The 25,086-nt window shown below is 58.6% G+C and carries 25 protein-coding genes and 1 tRNA gene; 8 read left to right on the top strand and 18 right to left on the bottom strand.

Annotation, left to right across the window (positions count from 1 at the left end; translation table 11 throughout):
- Positions 1-238: 238 nt before the first annotated feature.
- Positions 239-379, top strand: coding sequence for a superoxide dismutase family protein (locus tag OHL12_RS05340; protein ID WP_317889804.1), 141 nt, complete (start codon positions 239-241; stop codon positions 377-379).
- A 508-nt stretch (positions 380-887) separates the two neighbouring features.
- Here OHL12_RS05340 and OHL12_RS17385 read toward each other — a convergent pair.
- Entirely contained in the window at positions 888-977 is a 90-nt protein-coding gene (locus OHL12_RS17385) for a PEP-CTERM sorting domain-containing protein (RefSeq protein WP_399260790.1), read from the bottom strand.
- Positions 978-1,165: 188 nt separating this feature from the next.
- Positions 1,166-1,537 (bottom strand): hypothetical protein, encoded by a 372-nt coding sequence (locus tag OHL12_RS05345; RefSeq protein ID WP_263412791.1) that lies wholly within the window; start codon positions 1,535-1,537, stop codon positions 1,166-1,168.
- Between the two features lie 1,126 nt (positions 1,538-2,663).
- Between OHL12_RS05345 and OHL12_RS05350 the strand changes: the two genes are divergently transcribed.
- Positions 2,664-3,800 carry a tyrosine-type recombinase/integrase gene (locus OHL12_RS05350; RefSeq protein ID WP_263412792.1) on the top strand — a complete coding sequence of 379 codons (1,137 nt, stop codon included), beginning with the start codon at positions 2,664-2,666 and terminating at the stop codon, positions 3,798-3,800.
- Positions 3,801-3,819: 19 nt separating this feature from the next.
- Here OHL12_RS05350 and OHL12_RS05355 read toward each other — a convergent pair whose 3' ends face one another.
- A complete protein-coding gene (locus OHL12_RS05355) occupies positions 3,820-4,476 on the bottom strand; it encodes a hypothetical protein (RefSeq protein WP_263412793.1) in 657 nt (218 codons plus the stop codon).
- Positions 4,477-4,885: 409 nt separating this feature from the next.
- Here OHL12_RS05355 and OHL12_RS05360 point away from each other — a divergent pair, with 409 nt between their 5' ends.
- Positions 4,886-5,167 (top strand): hypothetical protein, encoded by a 282-nt coding sequence (locus OHL12_RS05360; RefSeq protein ID WP_263412794.1) that lies wholly within the window; start codon positions 4,886-4,888, stop codon positions 5,165-5,167.
- A gap of 612 nt (positions 5,168-5,779) precedes the next feature.
- Here OHL12_RS05360 and OHL12_RS05365 read toward each other — a convergent pair.
- On the bottom strand, positions 5,780-6,814 hold the full coding sequence (locus OHL12_RS05365; protein ID WP_263412795.1) for a hypothetical protein: 1,035 nt from the start codon (positions 6,812-6,814) through the stop codon (positions 5,780-5,782).
- 22 nt (positions 6,815-6,836) lie between these two features.
- Positions 6,837-7,250, bottom strand: a complete 414-nt coding sequence (locus tag OHL12_RS05370) for a hypothetical protein (RefSeq protein WP_263412796.1) — start codon at positions 7,248-7,250, stop codon at positions 6,837-6,839.
- A gap of 190 nt (positions 7,251-7,440) precedes the next feature.
- Here OHL12_RS05370 and OHL12_RS05375 point away from each other — a divergent pair, with 190 nt between their 5' ends.
- A complete protein-coding gene (locus OHL12_RS05375; protein ID WP_263412797.1) occupies positions 7,441-8,379 on the top strand; it encodes a S1 family peptidase in 939 nt (312 codons plus the stop codon).
- 338 nt (positions 8,380-8,717) lie between these two features.
- Here OHL12_RS05375 and OHL12_RS05380 read toward each other — a convergent pair whose 3' ends face one another.
- From OHL12_RS05380 to OHL12_RS05440, 13 genes are all read right to left on the bottom strand, one after another.
- Entirely contained in the window at positions 8,718-10,334 is a 1,617-nt protein-coding gene (locus tag OHL12_RS05380; protein WP_263412798.1) for an SGNH/GDSL hydrolase family protein, read from the bottom strand.
- Between the two features lie 77 nt (positions 10,335-10,411).
- The gene (locus OHL12_RS05385; RefSeq protein WP_263412799.1) at positions 10,412-11,611 is read right to left on the bottom strand and encodes a phage major capsid protein; all 1,200 of its coding nucleotides are present in this window, start codon (positions 11,609-11,611) and stop codon (positions 10,412-10,414) included.
- 65 nt (positions 11,612-11,676) lie between these two features.
- Positions 11,677-12,405 (bottom strand): HK97 family phage prohead protease, encoded by a 729-nt coding sequence (locus OHL12_RS05390; protein WP_263412800.1) that lies wholly within the window; start codon positions 12,403-12,405, stop codon positions 11,677-11,679.
- The gene (locus OHL12_RS05395; RefSeq protein ID WP_263412801.1) at positions 12,398-13,597 is read right to left on the bottom strand and encodes a phage portal protein; all 1,200 of its coding nucleotides are present in this window, start codon (positions 13,595-13,597) and stop codon (positions 12,398-12,400) included. Before OHL12_RS05395 ends, OHL12_RS05390 begins: the two co-directional genes overlap by 8 nt.
- A 633-nt stretch (positions 13,598-14,230) precedes the next feature.
- Positions 14,231-14,533 (bottom strand): hypothetical protein, encoded by a 303-nt coding sequence (locus OHL12_RS05400; RefSeq protein WP_263412802.1) that lies wholly within the window; start codon positions 14,531-14,533, stop codon positions 14,231-14,233.
- Positions 14,527-14,796 (bottom strand): hypothetical protein, encoded by a 270-nt coding sequence (locus tag OHL12_RS05405; protein ID WP_263412803.1) that lies wholly within the window; start codon positions 14,794-14,796, stop codon positions 14,527-14,529. The genes OHL12_RS05400 and OHL12_RS05405 overlap by 7 nt, the downstream gene beginning before the upstream one ends.
- Before the next feature lie 25 nt (positions 14,797-14,821).
- On the bottom strand, positions 14,822-15,238 hold the full coding sequence (locus OHL12_RS05410; RefSeq protein ID WP_263412804.1) for a hypothetical protein: 417 nt from the start codon (positions 15,236-15,238) through the stop codon (positions 14,822-14,824).
- 749 nt (positions 15,239-15,987) lie between these two features.
- Positions 15,988-17,265, bottom strand: coding sequence for a sigma-70 region 4 domain-containing protein (locus OHL12_RS05415; RefSeq protein WP_263412805.1), 1,278 nt, complete (start codon positions 17,263-17,265; stop codon positions 15,988-15,990).
- Positions 17,265-17,468, bottom strand: coding sequence for a hypothetical protein (locus OHL12_RS05420; RefSeq protein WP_263412806.1), 204 nt, complete (start codon positions 17,466-17,468; stop codon positions 17,265-17,267). The genes OHL12_RS05415 and OHL12_RS05420 overlap by 1 nt, the downstream gene beginning before the upstream one ends.
- A 548-nt stretch (positions 17,469-18,016) precedes the next feature.
- Positions 18,017-18,092: transfer RNA gene (locus OHL12_RS05425), tRNA-Lys, on the bottom strand.
- 112 nt (positions 18,093-18,204) lie between these two features.
- Positions 18,205-19,407 (bottom strand): ATP-grasp domain-containing protein, encoded by a 1,203-nt coding sequence (locus OHL12_RS05430; RefSeq protein ID WP_263412807.1) that lies wholly within the window; start codon positions 19,405-19,407, stop codon positions 18,205-18,207.
- Positions 19,404-20,882, bottom strand: coding sequence for a bifunctional D-glycero-beta-D-manno-heptose-7-phosphate kinase/D-glycero-beta-D-manno-heptose 1-phosphate adenylyltransferase HldE (gene hldE, locus OHL12_RS05435; RefSeq protein ID WP_263412808.1), 1,479 nt, complete (start codon positions 20,880-20,882; stop codon positions 19,404-19,406). Before hldE ends, OHL12_RS05430 begins: the two co-directional genes overlap by 4 nt.
- A gap of 2 nt (positions 20,883-20,884) precedes the next feature.
- Positions 20,885-22,093 carry a glycosyltransferase family 9 protein gene (locus OHL12_RS05440; protein WP_263412809.1) on the bottom strand — a complete coding sequence of 403 codons (1,209 nt, stop codon included), beginning with the start codon at positions 22,091-22,093 and terminating at the stop codon, positions 20,885-20,887.
- A gap of 7 nt (positions 22,094-22,100) precedes the next feature.
- Between OHL12_RS05440 and OHL12_RS05445 the strand changes: the two genes are divergently transcribed.
- The 4 genes from OHL12_RS05445 (at position 22,101) to OHL12_RS05460 (ending at position 25,084) form a co-directional block, all read left to right on the top strand.
- Positions 22,101-22,721 (top strand): DUF4254 domain-containing protein, encoded by a 621-nt coding sequence (locus OHL12_RS05445; RefSeq protein WP_263412810.1) that lies wholly within the window; start codon positions 22,101-22,103, stop codon positions 22,719-22,721.
- Positions 22,722-22,863: 142 nt separating this feature from the next.
- Entirely contained in the window at positions 22,864-23,433 is a 570-nt protein-coding gene (locus tag OHL12_RS05450) for a tetratricopeptide repeat protein (RefSeq protein WP_263412811.1), read from the top strand.
- Positions 23,430-24,482: a gluconeogenesis factor YvcK family protein gene (locus OHL12_RS05455; RefSeq protein ID WP_263412812.1), complete on the top strand. Its 1,053-nt coding sequence runs from the start codon at positions 23,430-23,432 to the stop codon at positions 24,480-24,482. Before OHL12_RS05450 ends, OHL12_RS05455 begins: the two co-directional genes overlap by 4 nt.
- On the top strand, positions 24,479-25,084 hold the full coding sequence (locus OHL12_RS05460) for a GNAT family N-acetyltransferase (RefSeq protein WP_263412813.1): 606 nt from the start codon (positions 24,479-24,481) through the stop codon (positions 25,082-25,084). Before OHL12_RS05455 ends, OHL12_RS05460 begins: the two co-directional genes overlap by 4 nt.
- Positions 25,085-25,086: the final 2 nt, after the last annotated feature.

Raw genomic sequence — 25,086 nt, forward strand, 5'->3', positions numbered from 1 at the left:
CTTATTGCTGCCCCGAACTGAGCCATGCGTTTGCAGCCTGTGTACCCCTCGGACCACGGTTGACGAGCGTAGCGCAAAGCTGCCCGGAAACCGCTGACCGACGACAAACTGTAGCGGAGTTTGTGGCGGGTACCCGCCCAGACAGCTTTGGCCGGTGCGCATGAGCGGCGTAGATTCGCTCGGAACGGTCACTTTGTACGATTTGGAGCTGGGTTCAGATACAGCCTCCCCAATATGAGTGAGCCTCAATCCGCGACTGCAGGTTACAAACCGAGATGGGTCAATCGTTATCCACGAGAGAGGAGATGACATGAGAACAGGCCCTTCAGGCGACTCTGGCAATCGAATCGCATGTGGTGTCATCCCTTCGAAGCGATGATGTACTGAGGGCTTTCTGAACAACTCCTCATCATTGTAAGAAGCCACGCACAATCGGCATCTCAGACGCGTACCTAAGTTCGTCGGAAGTCGACTTCGTGAGCGGCGATGGCTTCTTCAATCGTGGCAAAAGTTTGGGTGCGTTCGTCAGGCGCCTGCTCGAAGAGCAGTTCGAGATCTTGCTGCTCTCGCCACGAGTCCTCTTGCGCTGCCTTGAAAGGGGCGGGGTAGCTGTCTGCGCTCTGCACGCAATACCTCCGCCCCGGAAGAGTTTCGAAGCATTGGTACCTTGTCAGTCCCACGGCTGTTCGTTTCCACACGTCGACGCTCTTGTACAGCATTGCCGCCGATCATATTGGGGCTGGTGGGCGGAGGACCAGCAGATCACCAACTGCCAACATCAGTACCTGTAAACGCCCTTATGGGAAGTTTGGCAGATGACACCAAGTTGAGACGACGGAAGCCCAGGGTCGATGCCCTGGGCTGCCGTGGTACACCGTGCGGCTTACCTACGCAGCGAAGCGACGACGTGCTGCAACGATCACACCCAGGACACCGGTGCCGAGTAGAGCCAGGCTGGATTGCTCCGGGGTGGACAACGTTCACCGGCACTGCTGCAGACGCTGTCGTAAAGTCAATGCCCACCACCAAGTTGTTATTCGCCCCATCGTCGAAGCAGATGTTGCCACTCGGCGAGATGAAGCTGAGGCCGTCTATGCTCGCACCCCAGTACTGCCCCCCGTAGACAAGGCTGACGTTGTTTCCGTGACCAGTCCAGATTCCATGCTCACCGGCAAACACGTGACCGTTCTTGCAACCTTTTGTTAGCACGGTCGAGAGTTGAGAGTCCGGGGTTGATGTCGCATCCTCCGCCTGCAACCGGATTGGGGTCGTTGGGTAGCTCCGACAGAAAGAGTGTGTACGTCGTCGTGTTCGTGAGCACGCTGTAAGTGGCGGAGAACTTCTGCGAAAGGCGACCACAGGGACCGGTGCCGCCAGCATCGTTCAGATGCAGGATGTAGTCGCCATAGTCATCGCCGGAGACGAAGTAGCCTGCGCAGTACCGTGCGATCCGGGTGAGTGGAATGCTTTTGCGGTAAGGCACGACGAGCACAGTCAAGCTGAGCAGGAGAGAAGGATCGGCCACTTCAACAGCCAAATCCTTGCGCCTAGAGCCTGTCTAGCCCGAGCAATGGCGTGAACCTTGCCGTAAGCAGTCCATGCATTGTCTGCAGCCACATACCGCAACTCGAATCTCGGGCGAGACTGTGAAAAACGTTCAGGACTGGGTTCTCGGTGGGAGAGCTATGTGGACGTGTCCACGCGATCTTCGTGACGGAGTCTGCAGAGGTACCTTGGTCCGCCAACAAAACCTCCAGCGTGTCGGAGCGTTTGTCGCTGTCCACCTCGTAGGCAAACGTGATGGTCGTGGCGGGTCCAGAGAAAGGCGTCAGCTCAGAGGTGACAACCTGCTGGTTCTCTTACAGGTCATCCAGGAACAACCGGCATCGTGGTAGCTCCCACCTTCCTGATCGGTGTCACCGGCAACGTTCTTCCTCCTTTACGAGTTGTCGCTGCTTTTCTTGGATGAACCGGCTACACCCTCTCGCGAAGCAAAGTGAGCACCATGATGGCCGTCCGGGTCTTCCGAGCGGTACGGGCCTTCATGACGCACACCTCTGCACACCAATGCTCTCATTGCCGCCGTTCTGCTATCGACGCCATCTTCGTCTCCCACAAGGGCGCCGCTGCCGCCCTGGGCATCAGTTTCCGCGCCGTTTGCCTACCTCATTGCTGAAGGCGATTTGAAGATCCGGAAGCTGGGAGCCGGCACCATGATCGCCGTGGGAAGACCTCCACCGCTTTGCTCGCACTCCGCACCGCGAAGGATCAGCCCAGACAAGCGGGCAGCCTAAGCGTTCCATCCTCCCTCCAGCCGAGCCCAGCCCTCAATGGCTGGGCTCCTTCGTTCAGGAGCAGAGGTGTCCCCGCTGGTGTAACCAAGACTAAGGCCAGCCCCTCGGCTGGCCCGTAAGTCCTCATTTAGTGGTGAGAGCTCTGGGGCTCGAACCCAGGACCAGCGCCTTAAAAGGGCGCTTAGGCACTTCAGGACTATGCATCGTCGTGCAGCACAACCCCTCACATGCATGTCCCTAGACACTGCGTATTTACTGAACATTATCGCTGATGCAGTCTGCATAGCAGCGCATCACCACTTGTACACAAGCAATCGCGCTCAGACGATTTTGTATCCCCGCGTATCCCCGAGCGTATACCATCGCCTCATGGCAAAGCCGAAGGCGAAGGTCGAAGGTGTCTACGAAAAGAACCCAGGAAGCGGCGTCTGGTACACCCGCCTCCGCGTAAACGGCAAGCTGGTTCGCAAGAGGATTGGCAGCTACAAGGACGCGAAGGAATACATCGAGAAAGCCCGTACCATCCGCAACACAGGCGCTGGGATCATCCCACAGACCGCGAAGCGCCCTGCCATGACGTTGGGTGAATTGGACAGGGTTGGAGGCTCCGTCACCCTTGGCAAACTCTGTGACGACTGGCTCCGGTACATCAAGGCGCATCCTCTGGAATACAAGGATCAACGCAATCCGCCCTATCGGATCGGCCTCATCAAGGAAGCCTTTGGCGACTTGCCGGCCGGGTCGATCCGTCCCCCGCAAATTGCAGACTGGCTCGACGAGATGGCGAAAGACAGGGCTCCTGCCACCATCAACCGACTCAAGACCACCTGGTCAGCAATCTTTAGGTACGGCAAGGAACGGGGACACGTCGAGACGAACCCGGCTCGGGATGTGAAGCTGAGAAGAGTTGGCGGCGGTGTCATCCGTTGGCTTAAGCCAGAGGAAGAAGCTCGTCTCAGAGCGGTGCTGCAGAAGGCAGTAGACGACTGCCCTTCCCAGAAGCCGGGGATCCGTAACCGACTCTTGCACCACATCCTTGAGTTCGACATTTCCATCGGTACGGGGATGCGCAAGAGTGAGCAGTACGGGCTGCTCTGGTCAGACGTAGACCTGGAACACAAGATGATCACGGCGAGAGACACAAAGAATGGCGAGACACGCCACATCCCCATGATCAAAAGCGTTCATGCTGCATTCTTGCAGTTGGACGCCATGCGCCTCAAGCGAAAGAACCGCTCTAGCAAAAAGCCGAACCAATCCCCTGCCGAATCCGTGTTTGGGCTTGCCGACAACAAAAAGTGGTGGCTGGCAGCACTCAAAGCAGCGAAGATCGAGAACTACCGCTGGCATGACAATAGGCACACGTTCTGTTCCCGCCTCGCTCAGAAGGGCGCCAGCCTCAAGGTGATCCAGGAGGCAGCCGGACACAAAACGATTCAGATGTCAGCGCGATATGCGCACCTGCACAAATCCCACCTTGCAGATGCCATGTCTGTGCTTGATTGAAGAGATTCGGCTCATCTGATCACGTCAGCTCGTTGTAACCCGGTGGCCCGTCAAGGAAGAGTTGATAGTTGCCAAGCCGGTAACAGAAGTGTGTCCTGTGCTCCCGATCAGTAAGCGTATCCGCATACTTAATTGCGCCATACAGAAATAGGCGGTTTAGGCCAGCTTCGAAATGCGTGCTGCTGCCGTCGAACTTTCCGTATACGCCGAAGCTGTCGAAGAGTCCTATCTGATCTCTGCCGCCAGGAGCAATCCATCTCGCATTCACAAGCTGGCCGCCTTCTGCGAAGCCATAACCATATCGTGGCGGCTCAGGAAGAGTGGAGCCGATGGCTATCAGCTGCCCTGTGATGAGGGGATCCAACCAGATGACCTTCGCGGGTGTCTTCCCTGCATTCCTAAGCCAAAAGCTGAAGCCTTGAATTAGATCGCCTTCCCACTCGACTAGCAACCAAGGCCGCTCAGAGTTGACTAGAATCTCCGCGCTCTTCAGTGCTGCTTCTGCTGAATCCGCCGCTGCCTTTGCCGCGCGTGAGTTCGCTCTCAATGTCAGGAGTAGCAAAGGAACGCCGATAATTGTGACCACCATCTGCACAACAGCAGCGGCCACCTGAATTGTTGGCGCATTCCAATAGACCCACAACCAAAAGCAATGCCACATGGGCGAAGCGTACACAGGGCCAGAAGTGCCATGCAAATTTTTCCTGCATTAAGGCTCAGCCTTCGAACACAGACTTTTTTTTGCCGCGTGTTTGCTGCACTCAGGTGGGTTTTCCAGACGGGAAAAAATCCCTTGATCTAGATTTCAGCCATGTTCACAGAGAGACTCTGTTCATGATCACTTGGGAGCCTCTCGATGCAATTGACTAGCTACTCTGATTTGTCTGCCAACCTCAACCGGGCTGCTGCCCTCTGCGCCTCATTGGAGGCAGAACGGCAACGCCTCTTCGCAATCCTCAGCAATCGCTCACACACCCGCCGTGAGGCCGCTGCGTATGGTCGCGTTCGTGCCAACTTGGACCAGCTGAATGCCGTCTTCTGCTGGGATGTCGACTTCAACGAAATGCCAACCGCTTAGGAGACCCATGGAAAACAACTTTCTCATAGCTATTTTCCGAATCGCAGAGCAGACAGGGAGCACTGAGCAGAATAAAGCGAAGTACATTGGCCTGGTGCCCAGCGAAAATCCCAACACCTGTCCGATCTACTACTTGAGTGACACGCTTTTCGGCCTGCGCGAGAAGATGACCGAGCGTGTAATCAAATGGGATGAAGTAGAACGTGCGCTCTCAAAGGGTGGGGAGTTTTACATACCTCGCCCCATGTCGATTTCACAAGGCGCGATAGATAAGCTCAAGGGAGCTTAACCCACACCCAAAAAGCCCCTCTGAGTCCATGACGGATTCAGAGGGGCTTTTTGGGTGTTGTTAGCTCTACGTGTCGAAGGCGAGTCTGCGAACCGCCTTCACTTCCTGCCGTGCTTCCCACCTGTCGATCATGGAATGGCCACAGCGGTTGCCGTGGGCTTCGCATTCCTTGGCGCCACGGTTCCAAGAGGGACTGCTTTGAGGATCCTGCCGCTCAGACCACGTACAGGTGCGTAGACGGGAGCGGTAGCGCTCACGGGCGACTGCACGAGCGAAACGACGCTCGGCACGGGTAGACGGATGACGCATGGTGGCCGGCCTCCAGATCCGGTATGTCACGGGTGCGTCATCGCTCTCTTTCCTCACAGTTTTCGTGATTGATGGTACGCTGCGCAAATGCTGCAACATCTGCTTACGTTGTCTTCTGCCTCAGCAGGTTTAGCCTCTTGGTTCTCAGTCCTAATCGCAGCGGCGGGACTCTTCTATCAGAACGCAAGAGCATTGCCTGCGGAAGCAAACTGGCCACGTGCTATGGTCTACATCACCTATTTGACGATGCTAGCGGTGCTGGTCTCTCCAGGTGGCACGTCCATAAAGAGTACAGCCAACTTCTTAGTGATCACCGGATTTGTGTGGATGTTCTATACCGGATTCGGTCGACGGTGAATGCGCTTCTGCTGAAGGTTCAGCTTTGGGGGTAGCCGGCAGAAAAACGCTCGGCTTTGCTATCGCGAAGTCATAGTGGACTAGTGCGACCGCAGAACGAGGCAAAAATGTGGCCCTTTCTTCTCCCTTTCCCACAAGGAAGTAGCCCGCATCAGTCTCTGAGAGCAGGAAGCAGGATACTCGCGCGTTCGGGAGTACCGCAGAATCTTTACTGAGGACGATAGTGATCGGAATGGGCTCCCCGCCGCCCCAAGCGGTTTTTATATGTGGGTAGAAGTACCGTGAAAAGATGAACAGTGCGAGAAGGAATTCCAAAGGAAGGCGTTTCCACCTGCCTTCAGGTGTTTGGTGTGTCATCTCATAGAAGACAACGGCTGAAATCCCTGTGATCCACAAGGTCAGGGATGTCGGCGTGAAAACGCCCCGCAGCACTAGGCTTTCGCCCGATGTATAGAAGCCGAAGCAGATCAATGAGCTCAGCACAAAAGCGCTCACCTTTCTAAATCTTGCCTTTTCGAAGACAAACAAATGAAAGGCGACCACGCTGAATGCTGCTATATACAGAGCAGTCTTCCAGCTAAAGGGACTTGACTTCACTTCGTCGAAATTGAAGACGGCCCAAGAGAAGAAGTAAAGAAAATTGGACGCGAGAATGATGCCGTAGTACCACCGTAGGAGTGCTTCCCATGGCTGCACCTCCTTCATCTTCTCTCGCGTTCGTACTTTCACTTCTTTGAGGATCGCGACTGGAATGAAGAGCAGAAACGCGAACCAAAGGCCAGCCGCCAGGATGTGTGGGCGTAATGGATTTCCCTCAGAGAATCCATAGCGGAAGCTGTGCAGTGATGTGATGAGAAAACCGAAAGCGTAAAGGCCAAAAACACTCGCAGCCAGCAACTTAGAAAGGCTTTCGAGAGACGAACCTGTCACTCGACGTGCAAGAGCATCGCTCTGATCATCCGCCTGTACGATCTCACTCACCGTGCTCTCTCCTCCTTACTGTTCACCTCTTCTTATCACTTCGTCGCTTCCGCAGCCTTTCGTACTGCCCATCGTTCAACCTGAGACACACCATTCCCTTCCTAGAGGAGAACAGCGCGCGCTCTAGCTGGCGCTCCGCGTGCATCGGTTGGTAGCTAGCATTAACGATCCTGTAGAGCGGTTCCTGAGTCTTGTACCGGCCTGTCCAGGGCAGAGGCGTCATGCCGTCTTTCTCCAGGAAGCCCACATGGTAGCTGTCGGTCGCCAGATCGAACGTGAACGCCATGATTACCGTCTTGAGATCCTGCTCCATGCAGCGGAGGCAGAGACGGGCGCCTACTGCCCCATCATCTCTTGACGGCAGGATGTTCCTGCATCGGCAGCAGACCTTGCCGGCCTCGATCTGCCGGATTGTGGATGCTCTCGGGCCGCCCATGATCGGCAGTATAGGCGAAGGTTTAGCGAAACCCGTTGGCTGTCCACCGGCTACAGTGGAAAACTAGACAGAAATTTTCCTATTGCACCTGAGCCGGTGCATAAAGCGAATGTGCAAGGTGTACCTATAGGTTGTGGGTATCGAGAGGCCACCCACGACTTGTGCGGTACGACTATCAGAAGGTGGGAGTATGCGAAGCATTGTTTTGATTCTTCTTGGTTTGTTCCCTTGGTTTTCTGCATCGGCGCAGGTGCAGCCGCCCAAGAGCGAAGCGGGCTTCAAGCACGCGTTTAGGCGCCACACGGATGGATCCTTAGAGAAGCGCTTCGACGCCCTCAGCTGTTCGTTGGTCTTGCTCCGGGTTGCCAACCGGCTCGGAACGGGGTTCTTTGTCAGCGCAGACGGTGACGTCGCAACAGCCGCTCACGTCATGGGAGACAAAATATTCCCCAGGGTTGTAGGTGGTTCCGGAGTCGGCGTGACCTTGATCATTCCGCAGGACTTTAGTGCTCAGGACGCCAATGGCTCAGTGCATCCGCTGAAAGGAAGCACGTTGCAGAACAACATCGACGCCTTCGGGGCTGATGTCGCGCTCATCAAGACTGGGATCAAGCCGCCTTGCTGGCTGAAGACGGGGGATGACACCAAGGTGCGAACAGGTGAACCGGTCATCACCATCGGTTTCCCAGGTTTGGCTTTCGGCTCAGCCACTCTTTACTCCGGCTTGGTGAGTACTGCGCAATTACTGACGGGCCTCCCAATCGGCAAGACACCGGATGGAATGCCCGTCACAAGCCAGGTCAAGACAATCCGGGTGCAGATGCCGATCTCGCCTGGTCTATCAGGAGCTCCTCTGATAAACAGCAAAAACGAGGTGATCGGAGTGATCACCTCGGCAGGAGCTTGGAATCAGGATCTGGATGTCGTTATCGCGCTGCGTCGCATGCAGCAGGCTGGGCAGATCCCACCGGGCGTGAACCTACCGAACATACAGGAGTTGGGGTGGATCGCAGAGCTTGGTGAGATTCTTCACGACTACGCGTCTCCGGGGTATGGAGACGCTGTGCCGATGAGGTATCTGAGGCCATCAGCGGCAGCAACTCAGAAACCTGCAGCACCCGCCCATTGATTGCTACTTCTTTGTTCGTCTGACTGATGGAGATGGTGCTCGCGGTATCCGGATGCTTGCCTTCTTGTTGAGCCGCACAAACGGCCGAAACGTTCGTCGCGATGGCGAGACATGCAATGACCTTGAACATGGGGGACCTCACAGGAGTTGTGGAACGGTCGGAAGAATTTTCACGACTACGGAGAAATTTAGTCATAGGGCGAACCTGCGTCAACCCACCTTAGAGGGACGCTCGCGTTCGGCAGCGGGTAGCACGACTCCGTCTATGGGCAGAGATCAGGGTGAGAGCCCGCCCCCTGCTCAACGGAGGGGGCGTGTTCCGCCTACTGAAGATCGCTCTATTGAATGTCCGCAGCCATAGCCTCGGCAATGTGCATATGGCCGCAGTCGTTTGGGTGCTGTCCCACGGACCCCGCTGGAACTGCAGGGCAGCTTGTTCCCGAGTAGCCGGGTGCCCCCTCGCCAGCCGGTACCGTGGTCGCCGAACCACTCATATCGACTGCGTTGTTCATGTAGGCGTTCGTATTGGTGAAGTTCACGAGCAGGCCATCTGCTTGGAGGGAAGAAACCACACTCGACTCCATGCCCGCATAGGCATCAGTAGCCGCTGAGATGTTCATTCCGTTCTCGTAGATCGGGGCATAGACGAACAGCGATGCCGGCGAAGCGACGGGAAGAGGCGTTTTGGCCTGACCCACACCGTAAAGCACGAAGTTGTTGGTCTGCGTCGCCGCGCCTGCAGTCTGCGATCCCGTGCCATTCGGCGAGGTGACCGTAAAGAGTAAGGTGTGGCTGCCGGCGGCTGACAGGACGTACCGCTTGGCCTGAACCGATACGGTGCTGCCCACCTTGGTGCAGAAGCACTGGCCGGTCTGCGATGCGGTGTAAAGGGTGTCGACCACTGAACCGTCGACGCTCAAGGTTGCGGTGCCGCCGTCGCCGTCACGTCCCAGGTACCAGACGTAGACCGGCTGGTTCGCTGCCGTCGTGGTGACTGTCGTGCTGGCCGTGCTGTTTTGCGTCGTGGAGAAGATGCCGCCCGTGCTGTGGTCTGTGTACGTCATCCACGTGCCGGTGGTAGTGAAGCCGGAACCAGGAACTTTGTTGCCTGTCGGTGTAGTCAGGTAGCTGAAGGTCGCAGTGAGGGCAGACCGAGCATTCGCCAAGCAGCCTGTAGTATTCCCGCACCAGTGCAGGTCATTATGCAGGGCGAAGTACGTGCGCACGGGGTTTGCGGCACTCGTCGGCTTGTCAGCGAAGGCGTAGGCGAACGCGATGTCCTCTGACTGATAGCCCGACGCGCCGTTATTCGTGAGGGTCAAACCGAGTTTGGCTGCCAGGATATTCGCGTAGCACGTGGAGTTGCCGGTCGCTCCCGTGCAGGCGGTGATGGAATCACCGTATGTGGTCAGACCCTTCGCGCCAGAGGACAAACGAGGCCCCATCAGAAAGCGATGCACGCTGTTGAATTGGGCAGGCAACTGAGCTTCTGCGATCTGGCCCGAGGCGCCTGATCCCGGTGCGCCCTGCGCTGCCAACAGACCCCAATAGGAAGAACCATTGGCCGGAGTGTTGCCGGTGTTTGCAGACTGCAGCGACACCCAGCTCGAACCGGAGTACGTCACGATGGCGCCATTCGCGTACGTCGTGCTGCCGCTGTACGCACCCTGGTAGCTGAGGCTGGACCCGCTGGACTGCGAGGACGAGAGTAAGGCCCAGTAGCTGGAGGTGTTCGAAGGCGCATTGCCCGTGGTGTTCTGCAGGGCATAGTAGGCAGACCCGCTGCTAACGACGACGTCATTCTTGATGTACGCCGTGCTGGAGTTGTAGTTGCCTTGCATCTTGAGGGATGTGGTGAGATCGCTCAGATAAGCAATCGACTGCTGAGCCTGCGTATTGGCCAAAGGCGCAAAAAGGCTGACTGCACACAGTGCAGCGTAAAAAAGTTTCTTCATAGAGATCCTTGTGTTTGGGGCAGAAATAAGAAGAGCGCCCCCACCCGTGTTGAGTGGGGGCGCGATTGCTGCCGTGCTTAGCTGGCTGCCTGGGTCAGGTACTTGACAGGATGTGTGCCGGCGTCGGTGATGAACGAACCGCCGCGTCCCGCACCGACGAAAGCCACGCTGCCCTTAGTAGTGAGATACGTGTACGGGTCGCGGTAGACCGTGAAGTCACCAACCGAGCGTAAGGTGTACAGGGATTCGAAGTCGCCAAAGACCAAACTGGTCGAGTTGGCTGCGATGTTTGGCAAGAAGTTGTCGAGAACGATGGGCCGACCCAGCAAAGTGTCGAACGGCCCAGAAGTGGTGCTCGGCTGAAAGAGTGGGCGGCCTATCTGATCGACCACACCCATCAGAGCCGCACGAGTGGTAGTGTTCATCACAAACGTGCCCCTGTCGGCATACTCCTTGTCGACGGAAGCCCAGAGATTCAAGAGATCCTGGTAAGCAATAACGCCCTTAGCTGCGCTCGTGGCTCCGTTCACAGCGCCGCTCAGATAGGAGACGTATGCTCCGACAGCTGAACCAGAGGCAGTGGAGCCCTGAGAAACGTACTTCGCGAGGCCACGATAGAGACGCTGGCCAAAGATGTCCTGGACAAACTTGTCGATGTCCCAAGCAGAGTCTTCTAACTCCTCCAGAGTCACCGAGATCACGCCCGTCGTGTAAGTTTCAGTCGCTGAATAGTTCTTCGCTAGCGAAGGATCAGCTTCAGGCGCAGGGGTCGACTCGGCCCAAGGCTGAATACCAGCAGTAGCGTCATTGCTGCTTGCAAACTGCATAGAAGCGCCTGTATCGGTCTTCTTCTGATTCACGATATTGACGACACCGCCGTAGAACTTCTGCGCTTGGGTCAAAACCGGATAGAAAGCCGGCGCAACCAGTTGGTTGCCGCCCGTGATGCTGCCGCCAACAGTGCCCACACCTAGATCACGAAGCTCAGTCTGATCGCCAGTCACCATGAATTTGCGGAATGCTCGCTTTTCGAGCTCTGCATTTTCACCGTTGTCCATCGAGCGACCGGGGACCCCGCGAGGTGGGCGGTTCGTGCGTTGTTCAGCGGCGAAAGCCTCCACACGCTTGTGACGAGCGATGTCAGCGTCAAGTTCGTCCACCTGTTGCATCATCTGATCGAAAGCACTGCGCTGCTCAACAGCTTTGTCACCCTGCATGATGGCAGTCGCATCGTGCATAAGCTTGTTACGTTTTTCTTGTAGTTCGAGAAGAGTCATAGGGATTCCTTTGGCGCCGGCTGGCACCATGTTTCGTGGATCAGTTGTAGGGGTGGAAGGCCGAGCTACTTGCGGCGGGCGAGCTCTAGGCGCATGTGCATCTTGTTGCGGTCAGACCTGCTGATCGAGCGATCTTCGTCATCCTGCTCTGGGCAGCCGTTAGCTGCACAGGCTACGTCGTCGCATTCCTCATCGGAACAGCGATCACAATCCCCGTCTTCACACGCGGAGCAGTCGCAATCGCATCCGTCTGCGTTCGAGCGCTTCGTCAGCTTAAGTTTGCCTCTGAGAGCATCAGGGCAGGAGCGGATGGACACAGAAGAGGAACTGTAAGCCTCAAAGATGCACGGCGACACTTCGATCAAGTCGGCTTTAAGGATCGTCCGGACGACGCTCCCGTCCTTGTCTACGGCCCAATCATCGGAGATTGTCTGGAAGCCGAAGCTAGTGGCGTCCAAGTCCCCGCGATCAATTGCAGCGGCGAGAGATCTTGCCTGTTCCGTATCAGGAAGCCTGCAGCTGTAGCGAAGCGCCGTAGGGCTGTCAGTCAGCGTGAGCGTCTTCGACTTCGTTCTGCCCATGACCAGGTTCGGATCATGTTGTCGTAAGCAGTAGACGTCGGATCCCATCGAGTCAGCGAACACTCCTGGCGCCAGTAATTCGCGGAAACCGCCAAGATCCTCGCTCAATGAGGAGTAAACGATCGTCCCGCTGATGGTGCGAGAACCATCGGCGCTGGTTTGCACCCGCAGTTCTCGCGCTGGTTGGTACCGGAGTTCTTTGGTTTTAGGCATCTGGTACCTGTCCTTGTTGAGGTGGCTTTCCCTGCTTCAAGAGCTCCAGAGAGTTCTCCATGTTGACAGGATTGCTGTAGACGTCCAACTCAGGCCCCGCTTCATGCAGACCTTGTATCCGTCTGCAGTCATTGCCGGTAAGCCAACCACCCTGCCGTCCAATAGCGCAACCTTGCATCTGTGTAAGGAAGTCACCACGGATGAGTTCTGCAGTGTCAAAGCCAATCTGGAAGACTGCCGCTTGCCCCGGTTTTGGCATGAGCAGTTTAAGTGCGATCTCCGCTTCGATCCTTGCTAGTAAGGGGCTGATCGTTTGCGTGATGAACTGCAGGTTCATCTGCTCGGTGTTCGAGTTGGTCATCTTGCCGAGTTCGCCGATCATATGAGCTGGCACTCGGAAAATTCCCGCCACATCTGCACGAGTGAAGGCACGGGATTCTAGGAATTGCGCCTCTTCATTAGTGATGCCGAACCGCTCGGCTTTCAACCCGTTATCCAGGATTGCGATCCGATGTTGGTTACTTCTGGTCTGCAGAGTTTCCCAATCGGTGCGCATCTTCTGCTTTGTGAGAGGATCAACCTTCTGCTCTGTTGACAAGGCCATCATCGGCACAGCACCATTGCTGAAGAAGCGTGAAGCGTACTGCTCAGCAGCAATGCTGAGGCCGAGACTGCGCTTGCATTGGAGGATCGGGCTGAGACCCAAGATCCCGTTCCAGGTCATGAGGCGAAAGTGCAGCATGTCTTCTGCCGCGATTACTCGCGACTGGCCTGCCGCCTCACCGTCAGATGTGCGGTAATAAAGTGTGTTGTCCGGCTTACGAGAGGGCTCTGTGAGTTGCGGCTGCAGATTCCACAGACCTACGGGCTTGCCGCTGCTGTCTCTTTCGATAAACACATAAGCGTTTCCAGTGAGACAGAGGTGTGTGACGAAGGTCTCTATGAGAGTCAGTGAGCTCTGTTCTTCATTCGGAGCCAAAGTGAGCAACCGACTCAGCGGGTGGGAAGTCTCCGGAGTCCTGCCGCCTGCAGTCACACGGTAAAGACGTAGCGGGAGAGACGATACTGTCTCGGCAAGCACCTTGACGCATGCAAACACAGTGCTAATCTGCATTGCGCTGCTATTGGAGATGACAGCACCCGCCTCAGTGCCACTGCCGATCCTGAAAACTTCAAAGGCTCCAGGGTTCATTGCTGGCTCCGTGGTGCTTCTTCGCTCTGACTCAGGCCGCTGAGGTGGAGGCGGCAATCCTAGTGTTTGAATTCCCATGTATTTCCTTACAGAAACGGCAGAAATAGATCGCTTTCTGCGCATCAATTAGCTATTTTTTAGGAGTCGATTGAGGGAGCAGAATCAACGCTCAACGTCTCGAAATCCGCACATTGCTCAGCAACGTGAACACTCGCGCACAGTGTGCAGGGAGTTCAGAGGCGAGTTAGCGCGAAAATTGAAGTGTGGGCAAAAATGTTGCATGGGCGTACCGGTCGCAGTCGGTCGACCTTCCAGGTGCAAATGACCCCATACCCCATCGGGTCAGCCCCTAAGCCCAGCCGGATTTAGCAGTGTGTAACGTGGGAGCCGGTTCGTCTGCCTGTAGTCGATCAGTTCATGAGCGATCAGTTCTGTTCGAACATCGCTGATCTCGTGGAGCTTGCATCCAGCTAACGTTGCTGCTGCTACGTCGCTCAGGTGGATCCATCTCCAGTCCCGTCGCAGAAGGCACACAGCGACGTTGCGGAGCAATCGGACAGCAGGCTGACTGAGACAGTCCAGGATGTCCTGTGGTGCGAGATCCTGATCGTTAACCCACATCGGTGCTGTCCTCTAGCGCCGTCTTCTGAGGGGCTGTGGCACAAGCTGGAACTTGAGATAAGAACCGCTGTCTGTCACGATCACGAGGGTACTCGCGTGCAATTCGTTCACCATCGCTTCGACTTCATCCAGTGGACAATCTGCGGTCAGAGCAGTGTCATGAACGCTCAGCTTCATCCAGTCGCGATTTTTGGCGAGGGCGCGAGCGCGCAGGCGAATCAGGCAAACCCGAGCAGCAGCACTGAGCCGCATCAAGGCGTCCCTGTCGTAGCGGTATTGCTCGTGATGTGGTGCGAGCGTCTTCTGCTCTAGCACTGTGGCACCAGGCTGTAACGATGACGATTGCCGTCAAGGCTGTGCGTGATCAGGTTCTTGCTCTTGAGTTCTGCCACTAGGCGAACTACATCCCCTAGTGTGCATTCAGCACAGCGGGCGATGTAAAGGTCGCTGAAGTGCATCCAGCTCTGCTTGCGTCGTAAAGCACCGTTGCGTAGCCGGATTAGGAACTTGCGTGCTTCATCGCTTAGGTTCGCGATCACTTCTGTTCGGTAGTGGAACTGACTTGCTTCTGTCGTCATGTCTATCCTTCGTGTGTTGGTGGTACTAGACGTTTTGCGTGAGGCTGTCTGCGACTTGCCGCCGCATTCTGCCCAGTACTTGAGGGTTGTCACTCTTGCGGAGTTCACGCTCGAATACCGCAATAGCAGTGGCGAAGATTCTTGCTAGGGTCTGTACCGGGTTCTGAGGAGTATCGAACTTCCGCCATCCAGCGAGTTCACTCGCGTGCGCAGTGACGAGTTCTTCCAACAGGAACCCCGCGAGGCTTTGTGCAATGCGAAAGTTGTGTTGCTGAGCTTCTGTCGCCACATCGTTCAGGCTCAGTGCCTTGAGCATCTGATCGACCACATATTCAACTTCGAACCAGTCACCGCCGAGGCGTTCTGCCTCTTGCTTGCCGGCTTCAATGAATTCGAGTAGAAGGCGATACCCCTCTGCGTTCTTAGGCTGTTGCTGGGGCATGTCGCCCTCCGATCTTGGGAATGTTTGGTGACTGTTGCACACTGTGCGACGTATGACGGGCGAAACTCAAGGAACAGCTGATATCTGCCTACGGCGTTCTGCCCTACGCGCAGTGTGCGAATTTCGCTAGAGTTTCCTCGCGCGCGGGCGCGTTGCAAACAATCCTGTTACCAGCAAGGAACAAGCTTGTTTACTCACTCTGTTTACTCAGAAAGAGAACCTCTTCGTTGTTCCCTGAATGAGTACACGGAGAGTGTTTCTCAAAGACTGAGGCAGAAAGAGCAGCAAAATTGAATGTAAAGAGGGGTTGGGGTGTCTCGGTGACACAAGACTCTTTACATCACGTCTTTGTCACCGGCCAGGGCTGATCCATTCACTAGACCCGCTATTTAGCGTTGCGAGGTCTACCCCTCACGACGTGGATCAATCTTGGCAAGACTGGGGTTCGCCGGGAACTTGTCGCGTTACCATACCGCGACGGCCTACACCGTCTCATAGCCGCACACTATGCAGCCGACCAGGTTTGACGCTGGGATAGTCAACCGTAACGACTCGCTCCCCACAGGCTTCATCTAGCAAGGGAACGGGTTATGAGAGAGAAGAACGGTTGCACTCGTATCGAGTGGCTAACCTGCTTCAGGCAGGGAGAGTGAAAAACACCTCATACATATATGCGAGTCGAGAAATGGCAAAAGGTGACATCGCAATGAAAAAAAGCTGTGGGGCAGCAGCTTTTCTGCCCCACGGCATTACTTCTGGTGCTCTTTGGCTCTATTCTTCAGTCGGCTGACACGCTGTTTTAGCGCATCACTTGAGATCCCCAACACTGTGGCGACTTCGGGGTAGGAGTACCCTTCCTTGAGCAGTTCGACGATAACGCGATCATCCCCTTGCACCCAATCTGGAATTTCCGGGCTGATGTCCCAAAACTGCTGTGTCGGGTAGATGAGGGGATTGTCGTCGACCGATCCGTCCTCACTCATCAGAAACAGATCCAACGAGCTCCGCGACCGCTTCTCCGATGCCAGATCTTTGGTTCGCTTGCGTTCGGCTTGGACCGCTTCCCTGATGTCTTTCTCACTGACGGTGCCGAGGTTCGGACACTCTAGGAAGAGCGCGATAGTGCTCTCCTGTGCGATGTCGTCATGCGCAATTGCAGTCTCCCTCTTGTCTGAAAGCATCAGGCCGCGAGCGGTTCGAGTTGCGAAGCCAAGTATGGCAGCCTGCAAAGTGCCTTCAAGAGCTTTGCGCTCCTCTACAGAGGCAGTCCGATACTGCTCCTGCAATTCCGCAAGGCGCGTCTCTTTCCGCTTACGGTCTGCTCCAAGGTTAGGGACCAGAGGGGCATAGTCCGTTCGACCAGTGGCAGCAAGATAGGCGAGACAATCCCTCTTCAAAGAGGCAGCGAAGGCTTTGCCGGTCCTACGAAATGAAAGGGCAGGAGGATCCGCCAAAAGGTAGTCCTCTGCAGCTTCTTCGTTGACATGCTGCAGAAGGAAGGCGCGCGCATTGTCTTCCAGGTCTTCTGCTTCGATCTGGTCGCTCTTGAACGCATCGAATGCAGCTGCAATCTCGCTCTGCCTGATCTTCGCCGGCTTCCAGCAATCACCAGTCCTCCTATCCCTGGCGAGTTCATGGGTGCAGCTTTTCGCCGTGTTGATGTGGATTTGCTCAGGATCCAGCGAGTAGCCATTCTCTGACGCGAAGGAGGCAGCAGAAGCGTAGCTCCGCATGGCCGCGAGATCGTAGATCTTGCCGCACTTCCAGCACCCGGTAAACCGTACCTGCTCTTTCGGCTGCGGAACATCGACATAGCTCTGGTGACCACCACAGCGGGCGTAGTCCTCCGAACTCGGGTAGACGTCATTACGGATGCGGTCATAGATGTTGCCAGTGACGGCATCACGGATGACGTATGGCGCTTCGCCGGCCAGCTTGGCAGCCTGTAAGTCGACGAAAGGACCAATGGCCTCCGGCTGGGTAAAGAGTTCCTCAGACAGGGGCAGAGGGGCAGCAGTCGTCACCATTAGACTGCTACCCCTGAGAGAGTCGGCAGATCGTCTGTGCCGTAGGCGAAGCTCGTCAGTTCCGCGTGTGTGATCAGCACCTTCTTGCCAAGACGACGGAACGCGAGCTTCTTCTCAGCGAGCAAGTAGTCGATGCTCCGAAGTGACAAAGACAAGGCGAAAGCTGCAGCGCGGCGATCATAGAGCATTTTCTGCAGGGACAACTGGGGCGTTGCCGCCTTTGAGGCGGTTGCGTTGTGAGACAAGACGTATACCTTTCGTGGTTACAGGAACATGAGTGGTTGCAGTGAACGACTGCAGACGCACGCTTGCGCTGCTTCGGTCACAAAGGATTGCTGTGTGTGTCTCCGTTTTGGCCTGGTGGTTCCCCAGTCGGCTCTCAGAAAGAGAGGCCGGCCCGTTTGCTCTGCTCAGAAGCAGCCGGCACGGGAAGCCGGTAGAGGTCGGACTGGGTTACGCGAACCCTGCCCTAGTTGTCCTCACAGGTACGAAGAGAAGACTCCCAAACGGGTGCCCGTCATCTCCCAACTGTTGTATTCAGGAGTACATACCTCGCGGCAGGATGTCAAGCGTTTTGACGCACAACTATCCCCTGCCCTCACGAATGAAGGTATTCGGATCAGGACTGCACCGTGCTGCGTTACGAACACCTATGCTGCTGGTGGCTACGTAACCCTTTTGTATCCCCGCAATCTGGCGGGCTAAAGCATCATCTTTTGTGACATATAAACCGCTCATTCGAGGAGGTTTATGGTGAGAGCTCTGGGGCTCGAACCCAGGACCAGCGCCTTAAAAGGGCGATGCTCTACCAACTGAGCTAAGCTCTCACAAACCCGGCAGACTCGAAAGCCTCCGGGGGCAGGTAGCCTGCTCAGGATACCGCATCGTCACGCGCCAACCAAAAGCCGAGCGGACACAGGCGCCCCCAATCGGCTTGCGCTAGCTGGTCGGCTTGTCCGGTGGCGGCAGTCGAGTGCAGAAGTCCTGCTCAAACCGCCACGCGTACTCCTCTACGAGGGCTCCGATTCGCTCCTTCGACGGCGAAGCCACGATCAACCCAGCGTGATGCTGCCTGTTCATCCGCAGAACCACTTCGGGAGCGTCGTAGGCGCTCAAGTCCGGATGCTCCTGCCGCGCCAGGCAGATCACGGAACCGGCGTAGTGCTCGCGCAACCGCGGCAGCCGGTACTCTTCGCCCCGCAGCATCGCGGCCTCCAGGCGCGCCCACTCCACCCACGGATTGATGCCCGACTCGAACTCGATCAGCTCGGCGATGTAAGCTCCGCCAACGCGTGCCGCCGTCTCCAGAAAATAAAACTTGCCGCTTTCGCTGCGGATGTATTCCGAATGCGTCACGCCGGTGACCATGCCCAACGCGGGCAGCAGCCTCGCGTCCGCCGCACACAGGTCTCGTGCGTCCTGGCTGCTCCGACTCACTGTCTGCGTCGTGAACACGCCACCCTTCTGCATGAGGGCCATGGGCGGTGTTCCGTACCGGTGCACGGCCTGCGTCAGCAGCGTTCGATTCCAGCACACCGAGTCAACGTGGTACACCTCGCCCGGGATGAAACACTCGAGCAGGTAGTTCACCTGCTCCGGTCCCAGTTCCTCTAGCGTCCGCCACAGGTCGCGCGCGTTTTCAATCCGCCGGATGCCAATGGCGGAAGCGCTGGTGCGTGGCTTCAGGAGCCAGGGCGAAGGCGTGCTCTCCAGAAAGGCACGCAGATCTTCGTAATTCAGCACCGGGGCAAACGGCGGCACCAGCAAACCGGCGCGCTGCGCGGCAAACCGCATGGCCAGCTTGTCGCGGAAGTTGCGCGTGGTGGTCTGCCCCATGCCGGGCAGCCGCAGTTCTTCGCGGACCAGCGCCGCTGCTTCGAGGTCGAACTCATCCAGCGGAACCACCCGGTCGATGTGCAGGTATCGCGCAAGCTGCTGTACTCGCCATAGCACGTCGGCCGGGCTCGAGTCATCGCTCATGGTGTGCAGTTCCGCCAAGGCGTCGCGGGGCCAGTCTGCGTCGCGCAGCTTCTCTGCCGTCAACAGAACCACCGCCAGGTCCTCTGCCGCTGCGGCCCGCAAAAACGCCTGTCCCTTTTCGTAGCTGGCGATGCACAGCATCACCGGTTTCCGCTCGCTCATGCCGCACCTCCCCCGGTCAGTTTGCGCACGATGTTCGTCGTGGAAAACCCTTCCACGGTCGGCACGATCTCCACGCGGCCGCCGTATCCCGCCACCAGTTCGTGGCCGACCACCGTCTGCACGGTGTAGTCGCCGCCCTTCACGACCACATCCGGCCGTAGCAGGTCGATCAGCTCCAGCGGTGTCTGCTCAGCAAACAGCGTCACAAGGTCCACTGACGCCAGCGCGGCCATTACCTTTGCGCGCTCGTTCTCGCTCACGATCGGTCGCGAAGGCCCTTTCAAAGCGGACACCGACGCGTCCGTGTTCAGCGCCACCACCAGCTTTGACCCAAAGCGCCGGCAGTCCTCCAGCAGCGTGATGTGACCCACATGCAAGAGGTCGAAGCAGCCGTTGGTAAACACGATCGTTTCACCCGCCGCGCGCCAGTCTTCCACGCGGGCGCGGGCTCGCTCCCGCGTCAATACCTTCTCGTTGGAAGACACCACCGGCGACCGCGTCAGCAGGCCAACCAACTCCCCAGCGCTCACCGGCACAGTTCCCAGCTTGCCCACCACAATGCCTGCTGCCAGGTTTGCCAGCTCCACCGCGGTGGGCAACCCAAGCCCCGCCGCTAGGCTCGCTGCCAGCGTCGCAATTACCGTGTCGCCGGCGCCTGAAACATCGAACACTTCACGTGCCTTCGCGGGCGACACAAAATCCGGCTCGCCCCGCTGCAGCACGCGAATGCCACGCTCACTCATCGTCACCGTCAGGAATGCCACGTCGATCTGCTGCAGCAGTTCATGCGCCGCTGCCAATAGAGCCTCGGTATGATGAGCCGCCACACCGGTCGCCACCGACAGCTCCGACAGGTTCGGGCAAATCGTCGTACTTCCGCGATACCGCGAGAAGTCCCGCGTCTTCGGATCGACCAGCACGGGGATGCCCTCTCGCCGTGCCGCCTCGATGACCCTGCGGCAAACCTCAGGCGACAGCGCGCCCTTCGCATAGTCGGAAAGCACAACCGCATGCATGCCGCGCACCGCTGCCGCCGCACGCTCCGCCAGCGCGGCATCTTCGTCCGCCGGGATACTCTCGCGCGTCTCCACGTCCAGGCGCAGTAATTGCTGCGTTCGGCTCACCACACGCGTCTTGGTGATGGTCGGCACCGCGCTTTCCAGCACGCTCGTGGCGTCTATGCCCGACCCGCTCATCAGCTCGCGCAAATCCTCGGCAGCGACATCCCTGCCCAGGCGTCCGCACAACGCGGTCTGCAGGCCCAACCCGGCTAGGTTCATCGCCACGTTCGCCGCTCCACCCGGGCGGCTATATTCGCGCGCCTGGCGCAGCACCGGCACCGGAGCCTCAGGCGAGATGCGCTCCACCTCGCCCTCCACATAGCGGTCCAGCATCAGGTCACCCACTACCAGCACGCGCAGCGACGCAAACCCGTGCTCCAGCAATTCCAGCACCCTTGCCAGTTCCGGCACCATCCTTAGGCAGCTCCTTCCAACAGTTCCCGCAATGCTTCAGCAACTTCCGCCACTGTGATGGAAAGCAGGCACTTCTTCCGCTGCTCCAGGCATGTCTCCAGGCCACAACCCGCACAGTCCACCCGATGGTAGAGCACCCGGGACTGGGCTCCATACGGGAACCATGTTCGCGGAAGGTTGCGCGCGGCAAAGATCGCGACCACCGGCGTTCCCACCGCAGCGGCCAGGTGCATCGGCCCACTGTCATGCCCCAGGAACGCGCGCGCTCCGCGAAACGCCGCCGCACTTTCGCGCGGCGTCAGGTCTCCACACACATTGACTACTGGACCTGCACCGGCTACACCGGCCCATGCCTCCGCAACAGCATCGCTGCTTCCCCGCTCTTCGTTCGCACCGGCCAGCAACAGCCCGTGTCCCGGATACCGCCCCGCCACCTCGCGCAGCAGGTCCGCCCAGTTCCGTACACCCCAGTCTTTCGACTGCACCTTGGTCCCGATGCTCGCGGCGAAGAAAGGCGCACTGGCCAGAGGCGCACGCACGGCATCCGCACGCTCCACCTCGGCCGGGGTCAGGCGCAAGTCCCATGACTCGCCGCTCGCAGCATCCAGCCGACCCAGGTCACGCAGGCTCCGCAGCAGCCGCTCCACCTCGGGCTCCCAGTCGCCGTTCTCCAGGCGCAGCGCAGCCGTCTCGCCAGTGGCCGAAACGCCAACGATCCGGCGCGCTCCGGTCCACTGCAGAAAGCGTCGGTCGCGTTTGCTGTTCTGCTCGCCCGTCTCAGCCTTCAAATAGATCGCGACGTCTGGCCGGAAGCGCCTCAGCCGCCACAGCAGCCCAAGCAGCCGCAAAGGATTGCGCGTCCCCACCGGATAGCTCTCGTATCCATGCACCAGGCCGGAGTCGCCCAGGATCGCTGCGGCCGCCGGAGCCCGCGATACCACCGGCACGTTCGTCAGCAGGCGCCGCTCGGCCCTGGGAAATGCCTGCGCGATCAGGTGATAGCTGGGCAGCGCCACCAGCGTGTCGCCCAGGCTGCCCAGCCGCAGGATGACTATCCGCCGCACGGAGTCGTCGACCACCACACCGGCGTGCTCGTCATCCGGCTCAGCAGCGCCATGCGCAGTAGCAGCGCTCAACACCCCGGCAGGCCGGCTTTCGTCACGATGAGTGTCCCCACGCTGTGCGTCTTCACGCTGTACGTCTACACTCATCAGGGACATGCTACAAGAGCCCGATGCCGCGGACCTGAAGCACGGGTGTGCCGACGCGCCGGCCACCTCGGCCGCGCTGAATGCGGCCACAGCACGCTGGCACCTTGAAACAGCTGCTCCGCGCGGCCTGATCTTTCAGCTCCATCTCGCCAACTTCGAGCTGTGGCACCTGGAGGACAAGGCTCGCGACACCACCAACGGTGATGCCCTGGTGGCTGAGACGAAGCGAGCCATCGACCGCGTGAACCAGCGACGCAACGACACCGTGGAAGCCATCGACACGGCCCTGCTTGCTCTGCTCGCGCCACGCAACCTGCCCGCGGCCGCAGCACCGTTGCACTCGGAAACGCCCGGCCAGATGCTCGACAGGCTTTCCATTCTCGCGCTCAAGCGCTACCACACCGCCGTGGAGTCCAAGCGGGACGACGCCACGCCCGAGCATCGCGACCGCAGCCTGCAGCGGCTCTCCGCGTTAGAGGAACAGGAACGCGACCTCGCCAGCTGTCTTCAGACGCTCTGGCGCGAAGTGGAGGCGGGGACGCGCCGCTTCAAACTCTACCGCCAGATGAAGATGTATAACGACCCAACGCTCAATCCCGTTCTGTATGCGGCAGCGAAGAAGTCCTAGGGAGCCGCTTCAAGCAGTTCCCGCCTGCCGTGTCAAACCTTGACCGTCCGCTGGCGCTTGCGTATAAACCTGACACGGGCGCGACATTCCATTTCATGATGGTTCTCTTTACTGGAGACCCGCGCCCCAGGACACGCAAGCTATGGCCCCCATCAAATCCTCGAACCAGACCTCGGCAAAACCCGTCAAGAAAACGAAGACGCTGGAAGGCATCCTGGCGACCACGCCCGATCCCACCCGCCAGGCCGTGCTGGCCGACTACCAGGTTGCCGTCACTCTCATGCAGCAGGGCAAGTTCTCGGAAGCACATCCAGCCATGGAAAAGCTCCTGAAGGATGCGCCGCCTGAACTGACCGACCGCATCCGCATGTACCTGGCGGCCTGCGTCGCTCAGTCCGCAAAAGGCGAGCACCAGTTCAAGAACACCGAGGAGCAGTACGACTTCGCCATCAGCCTGATCAACGACGGCCAGTATGAGGAAGCTCGCCAGCACCTGAACGAGATCGCCGACGGCGCACCCGAGGCCGACTACCCCTTCTACGGCCTTGCCGTGCTCGCCAGCATGACCGGTGACGCGGAAACCTGCCTCGACAAGCTCGGCGAAGCCATCCGCCGCAAGCCACAGAACCGCTTCCAGGCACGCTCCGACTCCGACTTCCAGTCCATGGCAGACGATCCCCGCTTTACCGAGCTGCTCTACCCCGACGCATGACCTCCTGCAGCACTGACCGGCCGCTGCGTGTCGTTGCCATCGGCGGCGGCACCGGCCTGTCCACCCTGCTTCGCGGCCTGAAGCATTACACTAAGCCGCTCGGCCCCAAGTCGAAGGATGCTCCGCAGGCACCGTGCTGCATCCAGCAGCTCACCGCCGTGGTCACCGTCACCGACGACGGCGGCTCCTCCGGACGGCTTCGCCGCGACCTCCGCATGCTTCCGCCGGGCGATGTGCGCAACTGCATTGCCGCGCTCTCCGAAGACGAGTCGCTGCTCTCGCATCTGTTCCAGTTCCGCTTTCCCGAAGCCGAGGACGGACAGGACACAGGCCTCGCCGGACACTCGTTCGGCAATCTCTTCCTCGCCGCGCTCACCCACATCACCGGCGACTTTTCGCAGGCCGTGCAGATGTCCTCGCAGGTGCTCGCCGCCCGCGGACAGATCTTTCCCGCCACCAACACCGACGTCCATCTGTCCGCGGTCATGGACGACGGCACCGTTGTCGAAGGCGAAACCAACATCACCGCATCAACCAAGATCATCCGCGAGCTGCACATGCATCCGGCTGACGCTCCGCCCATGCAGCAGACCTTGCGCGCCATCGCGGAAGCCGACCTCATCACCCTCGGCCCCGGCTCGCTCTACACCTCGCTCATCACCAACCTCCTGGTTCGCGGCATCCCGGAAGCGCTTGCCGCCTCGCGCGCCACCCGCGTCTACATCTGCAACCTGATGACGCAGGCGAACGAGTCGCTGGGCCTCACCGCCTCGCAACACCTCAGCCGCATCCAGGACCACGCCGGTGACCGCATCTTCGACTACGCGCTCATCAACGACGCTCCGCTGTCTCCCGAACTCGTCGAGCGCTACGCCCGCGAAGGCCAGAGCCCCATCGCTCCTGACATCGACGCCATCCGAAGCCTTGGCATCGTGCCCGTGACCGGCAGCTTCGCCCACGAAGGCGAAAAGCTCCGCCACGACTACGACCGTCTCGCAGAATCGCTGATCGAACTCGGCCAGCGCGGCCGCCCCAGGCATAGTCCGTGAACACCACACCGACGCTCGAGGGCCATGGCATGCGCCTCATCCCACTCGAGCGCGCTCACCTCTCAGCGCTCACCAAAACACACGACGCCTCCACCTGGCAGTGGATGAGCGAGTCTGGCGCCACGCCCGATCTGCTCGCGGCATTCATCGATCGCGGCCTGGCCCAGGCCGAATCCGGCAACGCTCAGGTCTGGACCAGCACCCTCCTGGAGCCCGACGGCTCAGCTCGCGTCGTCGGCTGCACCCGGCTAGCCGACTGGAACCAGCACCATCGCACCGGCGAAATCGGCTGGACCTGGATCGCGCCCGACCTGCGCGGCACCGGTGCCAACGCCCGCGTCAAGCTCCTCCAACTCCGCCACTGTTTCGAGACGCTGAAACTTCGTCGCGTCGCCCTGAAGACCCACCACAACAACCTGCGCTCGCAGCGTGCCATGGAAAAGATCGGCGCCACCTTCGAAGGCGTCTTCCGCAACCACATGATCATGCCCGACGGCACCTCGCGCGACACCCACTGGTTCAGCATCATTGACCGCGAATGGCCCACCGTCGAAGCCCTGCTGCTGGACCGCATCGCGCGCGAACCCCTACATACCCGGTAATC

The sequence above is a fragment of the Terriglobus aquaticus genome (assembly GCF_025685415.1).
Taxonomy (GTDB): Bacteria; Acidobacteriota; Terriglobia; order Terriglobales; family Acidobacteriaceae; genus Terriglobus; species Terriglobus aquaticus.